The following is a 12728-nucleotide window of genomic DNA, read 5'->3' on the forward strand; positions in this document are numbered from 1 at the left end:
GACAATCGTCATGCCGAGCCGAAAACGGTCGAGCTCTATTACGAAGGTGGCCTGGAGGCGTTCGTCCGCTATCTCGACCGGGCGAAATCGCCGCTGATCCCCAGGCCGGTGCTGGTGAAGAAGGAACAGGACGGCATCGCCGTTGAAGTCGCGCTGTGGTGGAATGACAGCTACCACGAATCCGTGCTGTGTTTCACGAACAACATCCCGCAGCGCGATGGCGGCACCCATCTCGCGGGCTTCCGCGGCGCGCTCACCCGCCAGCTTGTCTCCTATGCCGATTCAAGCGGCATCTCGAAGAAGGAGAAGGTCTCCCTCACCGGCGATGATTGCCGCGAGGGCCTCACCGCCGTTCTTTCCGTCAAGGTGCCCGACCCCAAATTCTCAAGCCAGACCAAGGACAAGCTGGTCTCGTCCGAAGTCCGCCCCGTGGTCGAAAGCGTGCTGAACGAGGCGCTTGCCGTGTGGCTGGAGGAAAACCCCGGCGAGGCTCGCACGGTTGTCGGCAAGGTGGTGGAAGCCGCCGCCGCGCGTGAAGCCGCCCGCAAGGCGCGCGAACTCACTCGGCGCAAGGGTGCGCTGGATATCGCCTCGCTGCCGGGCAAGCTCGCGGATTGCCAGGAACGCGATCCCTCGAACTGCGAACTTCTGCTGGTCGAGGGTGACTCGGCCGGTGGCTCCGCGAAGCAGGGTCGCGACCGCCTCTATCAGGCCGTGCTTCCCTTGCGCGGCAAGATCCTGAACGTCGAGCGCGCGCGCTTCGACAAGATGCTGTCGAGCCAGGAAATCGGCACGCTCATCACAGCGCTCGGCACGGGCATCGGGCGCGAGGAATTCAACCCCGACAAGCTTCGCTATCACAAGATCATCATCATGACGGACGCGGATGTCGACGGTTCGCATATCCGCACGTTGTTGCTGACATTCTTCTTCCGGCAGATGCCGGAACTCATCGAGCGCGGGCATATCTATATTGCCCAGCCGCCGCTCTACAAGGCGATGCGCGGCAAGAGCGAGACCTACCTCAAGGACGAGCGCGCGCTGGAGGATTACCTTGTCGGTGTGGGCCTCGATGGCGCGGTGCTGAAACGCGGCGATGGGATCGACATCGCCGGCGAGCAACTGCGCCGGGCCGTGGATGAAGCGCGCGGCGTGCGCGCCGTGATGAGTTCGCTCCATTCGCGCTACGACAGGAAGATTGTCGAGCAGGCGGCGATTGCCGGAGCCCTGAACCTCGCGGTTCTGGCGGATTCCAGCCGCGCGCAGGCCGCTGCCGAATATGTCGCGAAGCGGCTGGATGCCATCTCCGATGATCTCGAACGCGGCTGGAGCGGTTCGGTCGAGGGCGGCGGCTATGTGTTCCGCCGCACCTTGCGCGGTGTCACCGAAGCCGTCACGCTCGATGCCGGGCTTGTGGGTTCGGCCGAGGCGCGCAAGCTCGACGAGCGCGCCGCCTTCTTGCAGGAGAATTACGCCTTGCCCGCGCGCTTCCAGCGCCGGAACGATGACATCGCCGTTCATGGGCCGCTGACGCTGTTTGACGCCATCAGCACCATCGCCCGCAAGGGCCTGACCATGCAGCGCTACAAGGGCCTTGGCGAGATGACCGCCGGACAGCTCTGGGAGACGACGCTCGACCGCAATGTGCGCTCGCTGCTGCAGGTGAAGCTGAAGGACGTGACCGATGCCGAGGATATCTTCGTGCGCCTGATGGGCGACGTGGTGGAGCCGCGCCGCGCCTTCATCCAGGAAAACGCACTCTCGGTCTCGAACCTCGACATCTGATCGGTTTGGCGCAGCCATCCGTAAGGGTGGGCATGTTGCCAAACCCCGCCCGCCTTTTTGCCTATGCCCTGCCTGCGGTGCCGCTGGCGGCGTTGTCCCTGCCACTGACGGTCATCGTGCCTTCGGCTTATGCCAAGGAACTGGGAGTGCCCATCGCGGCGGTGGGTCTCGCCCTGCTCGTGGTGCGCCTCTTCGACGCGCTGATCGATCCGGTGGTGGGCTATTGGGCCGATCGCACCGGCGGGGCAATGCGGCGCAAGATCTGGTTCGCCGCGGGCATCCCGCTGATCCTGGCCGGAGCCTGGATGATCCTCGTGCCGCCGGCCGGCGCCGGCGCCTGGCACCTCGCGATCTGGGGCCTGGTCCTCTCCATCGGCACCACGGCGACGGGCCTCGCCTATGCCGCGTGGGGCGCGGAACTCACGCCGGATTATGCAGAGCGCAACCGCGTGACCGCCTTTCGCGAAACCGTGACCGTGGTTGGCACGGTGCTGGTGACGGCAACGCCGGCGCTTCTCCCCGCCCTTGGCTTAACCCGGCAGATGGATGTCCTCTGGGCCATCGCGATTGCCATTGCCTTGCTGCTGCCGCTCTTCGGGTTGCTGGCGATCCTCACCGTGCCCGAGCCGGAGGATCGCTCCGTCGCGCGGCTCGATTGGCGTGAGGGGTTCCACCATCTCCTCGCGAACCAGCCCTTCCTGCGGCTGATCGCGGCGTTCTTCCTGAACGGGCTTGCGAATGGCCTGCCTGCGAGCCTCTTCCTGTTTTTCGTCGCGGAGCGCTTGGGCGCGGCGGGTCAGGAGCCTTTGTTCCTGCTGATCTATTTCTTTTGCGCCGTGCTCTCCGTGCCGTTCTGGCTGAAGCTCGCGGGGCGCAGCTCGAAACATCGCGTCTGGGCCTGGGCGATGCTGATGGCCAGTGTCGCGTTCGTTGCCGCCGCCGCGCTGCCGGCGGGAGCACTGCTCGCCTATGGCATCATCTGCGTGCTCACAGGCTTCGCGCTGGGCGCGGACCTGATGCTCCCGCCCTCCATTCAGGCCGATGTGGTGGATGTCGACACGGCAGCTTCCGGCGAGCAGCGCTCGGGCTTCTATTTCGCGCTCTGGGCGCTGGCGCAGAAGGCCGCGCTGGCGATTGCCGTGGGCATCGCTTTTCCGCTTCTCGCCCTGGCGGGCTTCGACCCGGCCAATGGCCAGAAGACCGAGAGCGGGCTGGCCATGCTGGCCTTCCTCTATGCCGGGCTGCCCGTGGCGCTGAAGCTTGCGGCAACGGCCTTGATCTGGCGATTTCCGGTCGATGGGGTAGTGCAGGCCCGCCTGCGGGCCGAGATCGAGCAGCGCCGCTAGAGCGCAAACCGATCTGATTGAATCAGATCTTGCGCTCACTCTTCTTGTTTTCGCATCCGCTTTTTCCGCCAACCGGTATCCACTTGGCGGGCGGATGCTCTAGAGCATTTTCTTCGACCAACCGGGAACCACTTCGCTTGAAAATGCTCTAATCGAACTTCACCGCACCACGCCCGGCCTTGATGCCGGAGCGCTTGGTCTTCCCCTCGAGGCGCTTTTGCTGCGAGGACCAGGTTGGCTTCGTCGCGATGCGCTTCTGCGGCCGGATCGCGGACTTGGCGAGCATCTCCTCGAGCCGGTCCAGCGCGTCCTCGCGATTGAGAAGTTGCGAACGGAAGCGATCCGCCTTCAGGATCAGCACATCCTCCTGCGTCACCCGATCGCCGGCAAGTTTCCGCAATCTTTGGAGATGATCCTCCGAGAGCCCCGCCAAAGCCAGCGGGTAACGCAGTTCCACGGCCGTCGAGACCTTGTTGACGTTCTGTCCGCCCGGCCCGCTGGCGCGTGTGAAGCGCAACTCGGCGACCCCCTCGCGCAGGAAAGGGCGGGCAGGTTTGCGGCCGGCATCCCCGGTCATGGGCCCCTCCACGGGCAGTGCGTCGGCGGCGGGATTAACGGATTCGCGACTCCCATCCGAATATATTCGAGGGGAGACCCGACCGCCAAGGCGAGGCCACATCGTGAGCCTTTCGAGGATATCGTTCATGAGCACGCTCGACACGCTTCTGCTCCTTGTTTTTCCGGCCCTCATGGCTTTCGCGGCGATGAGCGACCTCCTGACCATGACCATCCCGAACCGCGTGTCGCTGCTGCTCCTTGCCGGCTTCCTGGCCATGGCTCTGTTGACCGGGATGGAATGGTCGATCATCGGCATGCATCTCGCGGCCGGCATGCTGGTTCTGGTGATTACTTTCGGGCTTTTCGCCGCAGGCTGGATCGGCGGCGGTGACGCGAAACTCGCAGCCGCGACCGGCTTGTGGTGCGGCTTTGGAATGCTGCTGGAATACGCGCTGGTGGCCTCGATGCTGGGCGGCCTGCTGACGCTGCTGATTCTCTCGTGGCGCAACCTGTTGTTGCCAGAATTCGCCCTGAAGGTGACCTGGATCACCCGCTTGCACCATGCGAAAACCGGAATTCCCTATGGCATCGCACTGGCCGCTGCGGGGCTTTTTGTCTATCCCAACACCGCGATCTGGACCCGAATTGCGGGTGTTTGAAGCGATTTTCAAGTTTTCATAAAGCAAAAATGACAAGTCGGAGTTAACCATAATTTGAGGTTTGCATGCTCATAAACACTGTCTGCGGAGCACTCGCGCTCTGGTTGAGTGGGTGAGCGGATGAAAGCGTCACGCCTGATCATTGTCGGTCTGGCCGGTTTGGCCGGTCTCCTGGCTCTTATGCTGTCGGGCCGCGGCCCCGAAACCGTCGTCGTGCAGGCACCGGCGCCAGTCCTCCCGCCCAACACGACCGAAGTGCTGGTCGCCAAAAGCGATATTCCGATGGGCACGGCCCTTGGCGAGGCGGAACTTGCCTGGGCGAAATGGCCGCGTGATCTTGCATCCAGCGCCCTCATCCAGAAATCCGCCCGCCCCAACGCGATCGAGGAGTTCAAGGGCGGGATCACCCGCCAGCCTTTCTTCGCGAATGAGCCGATCCGCGAGGAGAAGATCATCAAGGGAAATGGATCGGGCTTCCTCTCGGCCATCCTGCCCTCGGGAATGCGCGCCATTGCCATCTCGATCGACAGCCGCGGCGCTTCCAGTGCGGGCGGATTCATTCTCCCGAACGACCACGTGGACGTGATCGTGACCCGGCGCGATACCGATGCCTCCGCGAAGGCTGGCACGGACATTTATCAATCCGCCACCCTGCTGACGAATATCCGCGTCCTGGCGATTGGCCAGAACATCCAGGAAAAGAACGGCGAGCGCGTGGTCGTGGGCGAAACCGCCACGCTCGAACTGGACCCCTCGCAGGCGGAAATGATCGCGCTCAACCAGCGCACAGGCACGCTGGCGCTGACCCTTCGCAGCATGGTGGACATCAACAAGCCCGAGGAAAAGCGCTCGCGCAGTGGCAGCAACGCCCTGACGGTGGTCCGCTTCGGCATTGCGCAGGAGGTCAGCCGATGACACCCGCCTCCGAGATTTCTTGTGTTCATTCGAGAAAAAAGAAGACCGCGATGCCGATGCTGAACCGCGTGGTTCCGGGCGTGATGCTCGCCGCCATCCTTGCCGCGCCGGCCTTCGGGCGCGATGCGCCGAAATCCTTCGGCGGCGTGCCTTTCGAGACGATCCCGGCCCCACGCCTGCAGCCCAACGCCAATGACCAGGTCATGGCCCGCCGCATCGATCTCTCGGTCGGCAAGTCGATCATCATCGACTTGCCCCGCGATGCCGGCGAGGTGTTTGTGGCGGAACCGAAGGTCGCGAATGCGGTGGTGCGCACCACCCGCAAGATCTTCATCATCGGCACGGGTGCGGGCACCACGAGTGTCTTCGTGATGGACAAGACAGGCGCGCAGATCGCCGCGCTCGATATCGGTGTCGCCAAGGAACTCGCCCGCGAACTCAATGTGCTGCGCGAAGTTCTCAAGAAGGCGCATCCGAATGCCGATATCAAGGTGTCGAGCGTCGGCGACAGCTTCGTGCTGTCCGGCACGGTCGATTCGGCACTCGAGGCGCAGTCGGCGATCGATATCGCCAACAATCTGGTGGGGCAGTCCTCCGGCGGTTTCCTCGGCCTTGGCCCATCGAACTCGGGCAAGGTGGTCAATGCCCTGCAGGTGCGCGGCAAGGACCAGGTGATGCTGAAGGTGACGATCGCTGAAATCCAGCGTTCGGTGCTCAAGCAGCTCGGCATCAATTTCGATGGCCAATGGCGGGTGGCTTCCACCGTTTTCGGCCTGACCACGGACATACCGTTCTCCGTGAACCGCGAATTGCTCTCCGATACCCAGGCCTCGCTGCAATCGGGCAACAAGCTTGGCACGCTGCGCGCGATGGAGCGGCAGGGCGTGCTTCGCACCTTGGCCGAGCCGACGCTGACCGCCATCTCGGGCGAAAGCGCCAAGTTCCTTGCCGGCGGCGAGATCGCCGTGCCCCAGTCCGAAAGCTGCGATTTCTCCACCGGGCGTCGGATCTGTTCCACCACCTTCTCCTACAAGCCCGTTGGCGTCACACTGAACTTCACGCCGGTCGTGCTCTCCGAGGGCCGGATCAGCATCCGCCTTGCGACCGAGGTGACCGAGATCGATGCCGATAACTCGGTGCAGCTCACCACAACGCGCATGCCGGGGTTCCGCAGCCGCAAGGCCGAAACGACCGTCGAATTGCCATCCGGTGGTGTTCTGGCCACTGCGGGCATCATCCAGCAGCAGACGCGCCAGCAGATCAACGGCCTGCCGGGCGCCATGAACATCCCGATCCTTGGCACGCTGTTCCGTTCGCGCGATTACCAGCGCTACGAAACCGAATTGCTCGTGCTGGTTCAACCCTTCATCGCGAAACCTTCCGCTCCGGGCCAGATCGCCCGTCCGAATGACGGCTTCGCGGATGCCACGGATCCCTCGACCATCTTCATGGGCCGCCTGAACCAGACCTTTGGCACGGCCGCCGCCGATCTGCGCCGCAAGGGCGGACTGGGTCCGGTCGGCTTCATCAACGATTGAGGGCGCTCGCGCCAAGGAGTTCACCATGTCCCGGGTTCACTTTTCCAAATTCCGGTCGCTCGCCGGCGTCGCCCTGCTCGGGCTGGGTCTTGCTGCCTGCGCCTCCTCGATGAAACCGACCCAGAAGGCCTTCGCGCCGGACGAATACGACATGCGCCACCCGATCAAGCTGGCCCAGGGCGAACGGCACCTCGATGTCTTCCCCAATGGCCGCAGCCTCGATCGTCGCCAGCAGGAGGATGTCGTGGCTTTCGCCCGTGAACATGCCGCGCATGGTTCCGGCCCGATGGTCGCAGCCGTGCCTCAGGGTCCGGCTGGCCATCATGCCCTGTCCAACATCCGCAATGCACTCGGCGCGTCCGGTACCCGCGCAGTGCTTCAGGTCGTGCCCTATCAGGCCGACCCCGCCATGGGTGCGGCACCGGTGCGCCTCTCCTTCCAGCGCCTCCAGGCGACCGTGGCCAGCAAATGCGGGCTCTGGCCGCAGGATCTTGCAAGCGGCGGCAGCACCGATACCTGGCAAAATCGGCCCTACCATAATCTCGGCTGTGCCTATCAGACGATGATGGCCGCGCAGGTCGCGAACCCGATCGATCTGGTCCGGCCGCGTGCCGAGGGCATGATCGATGTGAAGAAACGAACTTCGGACATCGAGGCGCTTCGCAAGAACGATGATCCCTCGACCAAGTGGGCGAAGGACGATGCGAAGATCAAGGAAGCGCAACAATAATCCCGGGCCGCCTCGCCTCGGTGGGGCAGCCCCATCCATCCGCCGCGCCCGCCGCGGCAGGTTGAAGGTAATGAGGTCGGAGGGCCCATGAACCCGGAGATCACGATCGCGCCGCTGCCACATGTGGCGGTGCAGGTCTTCTCGGAAACGAGCCAGGTTGTGGCCGTCATCGAGGAGGCGAGCCACGATCGGCGCATGGCGAAAGCCCATCTGCGCATTCAGGCCGGCGGAGCCGCCGCTGCCGTCGAAGCCTATCGCGACGCGCCGACGCCCAATGTCATCGTCATCGAGACCGTGAGCGACAGCCGCGGCCTTCTGGAGCAGCTCGATGAACTCGCGGGCTTCTGCGACGAGGGCACCCGCGTGATGGTGATCGGCCACGTGAATGACGTGCAACTCTACCGCGAATTGATGCGCCGCGGCGTGAGCGATTATCTCGTGGCACCGATCAATGTCGTCGGCTTCGTGCGCGCCCTGTCGGATATCTATGCGAACAATTCCTCGAAGCCGCTCGGCCGCGTGATCGCGATGATTGGCGCGAAGGGCGGCGTGGGGGCTTCCACCCTCGCGCACAACCTCGCCCACACGATTGCCCGGCAGATGAAGGTCGAGACGGTCATCACCGACATGGATCTGCCCTATGGCACGGCCGGGCTCGATTTCAACCAGGACCCGCCGCAGGGCATCATGGAAGCGGCCTTCGATCCGGCTCGCGTCGACAGCAACATGATCGAGCGCCTGCTCTCACGCTGCGGCGAACGGCTGCAGCTCATGGCGGCGCCTTCGAGCCTCGAAAGGCTGTATGATTTCCAGCCTGAAACCTTCGATCCGCTCTTCGATGCGCTGCGTTCGACGATTCCCGCCATCGTGCTCGATGTCCCCCATGTCTGGACCGGCTGGGCGCGCACCGCCCTCGTGCGGGCGGACGAGGTGGTGGTCGTGGCCGAACCCGATCTGGCCAATCTCCGCAATGCCAAGAACCTGATCGACACCCTGGCCGCCGCCCGCCCGAATGATCCGCGGCCCCGGCTGGTGATGAACAAGGTCGGCATTCCCAAGCGCCCGGAGATTGCGGCGTCGGAATTCGCTCGCGCGCTGGATTGCGTGCCGCTCTGCACCATCGCCTTCGATCCCGGCCATTTCGGTACCGCGACCAATAACGGGCAGATGCTCGTGGAGGTGCAGCCGAAATCGAAGGTGAACGACGCGATGCTCGAGATGGCCAAGGCGCTGATGGGCCGCGAGGCCGCCAAGGCCACCAGGAAATCGCTGCTTTCACCGCTGATCGACCGCATTTCGAGCTTGCGAGGCGGCAAGGCAGCCTGAACGCCCATGCCTCCTGCAGGAGGCGAGGGCCCGATATGAGACCAGGATGAGGCAGGCATGTTCGGCAAACGCACGACAATCGGACAGGGGACGACGCCCGCGCGACCCGCCATTCCGGCGCCCGCGCCGGCTTCCGCACCACCTCCGCCGCCGATGTCCAGCGCCACGCCGGCGAGCCGCGCGCCGGCTCCCCCGCCGCCGCTGGAGGCAGCACGCCAGAAATCCGATCAATATTTTCAAACCAAGAGCCTCATCTTCGGTGCGATGATCGAAGCCATCGATCTGTCGCAGCTCTCGAAGCTCGATGCTGCTTCCGCGCGTGACGAACTGCGCGATGTGATCACGGAAATCCTGACGCTCAAGAGCGTCGCGATGTCGATCTCCGAGCAGGAAGAACTGCTCGAGGATATCTGCAACGACGTGCTCGGCTATGGTCCGCTGGAGCCGTTGCTCGCCCGCGACGACATCGCGGACATCATGGTCAACGGCGCAGACAGGACCTATATTGAAGTCAGCGGCAAGATCCAGCTCACGAATGTGCGCTTCCGTGACAATGCGCAGCTGATGAACATCTGCCAGCGAATCGTGAGCCAGGTCGGCCGACGCGTCGACGAAGCCTCGCCGATCTGCGACGCGCGCCTGCCCGACGGCTCCCGCGTGAACGTCATCGCCCCGCCGCTCGCCATCGACGGCGCCGCGCTCACCATCCGCAAGTTCAAGAAGGACAAGCTGACGCTTGAGCAGCTGGTGAAGTTCGGTTCCATCTCGGTCGAGGGCGCCGAGGTTCTCAAGATCATCGGTCGCGTGCGCTGCAATGTCGTCATTTCGGGCGGCACGGGTTCGGGCAAGACGACCCTGCTCAACTGCCTCACGCGCCATATCGACAACGACGAGCGGATCATCACTTGCGAGGACGCGGCCGAATTGCAGCTCCAGCAGCCGCATGTGGTACGCCTCGAAACCCGCCCGCCGAACCTCGAAGGCACCGGGCAGGTGACCATGCGCGACCTCGTGAAGAACTGCCTGCGCATGCGCCCCGAACGCATCATCGTCGGCGAAGTCCGCGGCCCCGAAGTGTTCGATCTGCTGCAGGCGATGAACACGGGCCATGACGGCTCCATGGGCACCATCCACGCCAACTCCCCGCGTGAATGCCTGGCCCGCATGGAAGCGATGATCGCGATGGGCGGCTATACCCTGCTGCCGAAGACCGTGCGCGAGATGATCTGCTCTTCGGTCGATGTCATCGTGCAGGCTCAGCGCCTCCGCGATGGTTCCCGCCGCATCACGCATGTCACCGAGGTGATGGGAATGGAAGGCGACGTGATCGTGACGCAGGATGTCTTCATCTATGACATGACCGGCGAAGATGCGAATGGCCGCATCATCGGCAAGCATCGCTCCACCGGCATCGGCAAGCCTCGTTTCTGGGATCGCGCGCGCTATTACGGCGAGGAAAAGCGCCTCGCCGCCGCGCTCGATGCCGCGGAGCTGCGCGAGGAACGGGTGGCCTGACGCATGGACACGCAATCCATCCTCGTTGCCCTGCTTACCACCTTCTCGGTGGTGACCATCGGAATCGTGCTGATCGAGCCGCTGATGACCGGGGGGGCCCGCGCCGAAAAGCGGCATGAGGCCGTGGTCGGCGGCACGATCCGCAAGCGCGCGATCGAGGAATCGGGCAACCGCCGCAGGCAGGTTGCCGATGCGCTGAAGGAACTCGAGGAGCGCCAGAAAGCCAGGAAGCGCGTGACGCTGGAACAGCGCTTTCTGCAGGCCGGCGTCAACTGGTCGCGCAAGACCTACTGGTTGATCAGCATCGGTTGCGGCCTCGGCCTGGGCTTCCTGATGCTGGTCCTGCTGGGCCAGCCAATTCTGGCCCTCGGGGGCATGTTCGTGGGTGTCTTCGGCATCCCGAACTTTCTGCTCAATCGCTGGGCCAAGAAGCGCCAGAAAAAATTCCTCGAAGAATTTCCAAACGCCATCGAAGCCATCGTGCGCGGCATCAAGTCCGGCCTGCCGCTGAATGATTGCCTCCGGCTCATCGCGAACGAGGCGAAGGAGCCGCTGAAGGCGGAATTCCGTTACATCGTTGAAGCACAGCAGATGGGCGTGTCCATCGCGGACAGCATCATGAAGATCTACGAGCGCATTCCGCTCTCGGAAGTGAACTTCTTCGCGATCGTCATCCAGATCCAGGTGAAATCAGGCGGAAACCTCGGCGAAATCCTTCTGAACCTGTCGAAGGTCATCCGTGACCGCAAGCGGCTGCGCGACAAGGTGGATGCGATGAGCCAGGAGGCGAAATCCTCCGCTGGCATCATCGGCGCGCTGCCCGCGCTGGTGGGGGGGCTCACCTGGCTGGGCTCGCCCGAATATATCCAGCTCATGTGGACTACCAAAGCCGGCCTCGTCGGCCTCGGCATCTGCGTCACCATCATGGCATTCGGTGTCTTCATCATGAAGAAGATGATCAACTTCGAGATCTGAGGAGAAGCACATGGCCTCGATCATCGAACGCCTGACCGATGTCTCCTTCCTGGCCGCCTGCGCCACGGCCATTGCCGTGGCTGCGACGGTGATCGCCGTCGGCATGCCCATTCTCGAGCGCAACGAGATCAAGAGGAAGATGAAATCCGTCGCGCTGGAGCGCGACCGCATCCGTGCCCGCGAGCGCGAGCGCCTGCAACAGAGCGGGCGCGGTGGCGCGAAGCCGACCCTGCGCTCCACCCCCGGTGAATTTGCCAAGCGCGTCGTGGACCGCTTCAGCCTGCGCTCCTGGCTCTCGACGGAAGTCGCGGCGGAGCGCCTGATGCGCGCGGGCTTCCGTGGCCCCAAGGCCGAAACGACCTTCCTTGTCGCCCGCCTCTTCGCGCCGCTCGGCACGCTCGCCTTCGCGTCGTTCTACATGCTGATCAACAAGGGCTTCGGCCTGCCTTTCGGAGCGCAGGCGATGATCGTGCTGGCCGCACTCTATTTCGGCGTCAAGCTGCCGGAGCTCTATCTGTCGAACATCACGGCGAAGCGTCAGGCCTCAATGCGAAAGGCCTTCCCGGATTCGCTCGACCTGCTGCTGATCTGCGTCGAATCGGGCATGTCGATCGAGATGGCCTTCAGGAAGGTCGCGAGCGAGATCGGCTCGGCCTCCGTGCCCATGGCCGAGGAACTGGCGCTGACCAATGCCGAGCTATCCTACCTGCCGGATCGCCGCATGGCCTATGATAACCTCGCCAAGCGCACCAATCTCGATTCGGTGAGGTCGGTCACGACCGTGCTGATCCAGGCCGAACGCTATGGCACTCCGCTTGGCCATGCCCTGCGCGTTCTTGCGCAGGAAAGCCGCGACCAGCGCATGATTGCGGCCGAGAAGAAGGCCGCCGGGCTGCCGCCGAAGCTCACGGTGCCGATGATCGTGTTCTTTATGCCGGCCCTCTTCATCGTCATTCTTACCCCGGCGCTGATCCAGATCTTCAAGTGGAAGTGAATGTCGGGTCTCGCATTTTTTGTCATTTTCTCAAAACTAGAGCATCCGCCCGCCAAGTGGATACCGGTTGGCGGAAAAAGCGGATGCGAAAACAAGAAGAGTGAGCGCCAGATCTGATTCAATCAGATCGGTTTGCGCTCTAATGACATCAGAGCGTTTTCCGTTCAGCCTAGGCTGTAATCGCATAAACGGCTGATGTGGATTCCCTCCCATCGGCAAAATGTGGTTCGAGCTCCTTTTCGGGAGCTGGACGGTTCTAAAAACCTCGCCAGATCGGCCTGTTTCTGATTCAATTGCTCCAATGACGGTGGGGGATGATGGGCGATGCGAGGCCAGCCGGGATTTTTCGATATCGACGAACGGTTGAAGCGGCTGAGCGACCTTGGT

General features: G+C 63.4%; 12 protein-coding genes. 10 read left to right on the forward strand and 2 right to left on the reverse strand.

Annotated features, from left to right (window positions below):
- Both ACKODO_RS01310 and ACKODO_RS01315 read left to right on the forward strand, forming a co-directional pair.
- Positions 1-1785 (forward strand): DNA gyrase subunit B (locus tag ACKODO_RS01310; protein WP_408981656.1); only part of this gene is annotated, 1785 nt, incomplete at its 5' end.
- 32 nt (positions 1786-1817) lie between these two features.
- Entirely contained in the window at positions 1818-3131 is a 1314-nt protein-coding gene (locus ACKODO_RS01315) for an MFS transporter (protein WP_408981657.1), read from the forward strand.
- A 148-nt stretch (positions 3132-3279) separates the two neighbouring features.
- On the opposite strand, the gene arfB is transcribed toward ACKODO_RS01315, so the two are convergent.
- A complete protein-coding gene (gene arfB, locus ACKODO_RS01320; protein ID WP_408981658.1) occupies positions 3280-3708 on the reverse strand; it encodes an alternative ribosome rescue aminoacyl-tRNA hydrolase ArfB in 429 nt (142 codons plus the stop codon).
- 127 nt (positions 3709-3835) lie between these two features.
- Between arfB and ACKODO_RS01325 the strand changes: the two genes are divergently transcribed.
- The 8 genes from ACKODO_RS01325 to ACKODO_RS01360 all read left to right on the forward strand — a co-directional run bounded on the left by ACKODO_RS01325 (position 3836) and on the right by ACKODO_RS01360 (position 12341).
- Entirely contained in the window at positions 3836-4348 is a 513-nt protein-coding gene (locus tag ACKODO_RS01325) for a prepilin peptidase (RefSeq protein WP_408981659.1), read from the forward strand.
- Between the two features lie 120 nt (positions 4349-4468).
- On the forward strand, positions 4469-5263 hold the full coding sequence (gene cpaB / locus ACKODO_RS01330; protein ID WP_408981660.1) for a Flp pilus assembly protein CpaB: 795 nt from the start codon (positions 4469-4471) through the stop codon (positions 5261-5263).
- A gap of 50 nt (positions 5264-5313) precedes the next feature.
- Entirely contained in the window at positions 5314-6801 is a 1488-nt protein-coding gene (locus tag ACKODO_RS01335) for a type II and III secretion system protein family protein (RefSeq protein ID WP_408981661.1), read from the forward strand.
- Positions 6802-6826: 25 nt separating this feature from the next.
- Positions 6827-7531, forward strand: coding sequence for a CpaD family pilus assembly protein (locus ACKODO_RS01340; protein ID WP_408981662.1), 705 nt, complete (start codon positions 6827-6829; stop codon positions 7529-7531).
- An 87-nt stretch (positions 7532-7618) separates the two neighbouring features.
- Positions 7619-8857: a CpaE family protein gene (locus ACKODO_RS01345; protein WP_408981663.1), complete on the forward strand. Its 1239-nt coding sequence runs from the start codon at positions 7619-7621 to the stop codon at positions 8855-8857.
- Positions 8858-8914: 57 nt separating this feature from the next.
- Positions 8915-10372 (forward strand): CpaF family protein, encoded by a 1458-nt coding sequence (locus ACKODO_RS01350; RefSeq protein ID WP_408981664.1) that lies wholly within the window; start codon positions 8915-8917, stop codon positions 10370-10372.
- Between the two features lie 3 nt (positions 10373-10375).
- A complete protein-coding gene (locus ACKODO_RS01355; RefSeq protein ID WP_408981665.1) occupies positions 10376-11347 on the forward strand; it encodes a type II secretion system F family protein in 972 nt (323 codons plus the stop codon).
- 10 nt (positions 11348-11357) lie between these two features.
- Positions 11358-12341 (forward strand): type II secretion system F family protein, encoded by a 984-nt coding sequence (locus ACKODO_RS01360; RefSeq protein WP_408981666.1) that lies wholly within the window; start codon positions 11358-11360, stop codon positions 12339-12341.
- A gap of 36 nt (positions 12342-12377) precedes the next feature.
- Here the strand turns inward: ACKODO_RS01360 and ACKODO_RS01365 are convergent.
- Positions 12378-12728, reverse strand: a 351-nt coding sequence (locus ACKODO_RS01365) for a hypothetical protein (protein WP_408981667.1), incomplete at its 5' end; no start/stop codon positions are given.

Origin of the sequence: Rhabdaerophilum sp., from assembly GCF_046092605.1 — a bacterium.
Classification (GTDB): Bacteria; Pseudomonadota; Alphaproteobacteria; order Rhizobiales; family Beijerinckiaceae; genus Rhabdaerophilum.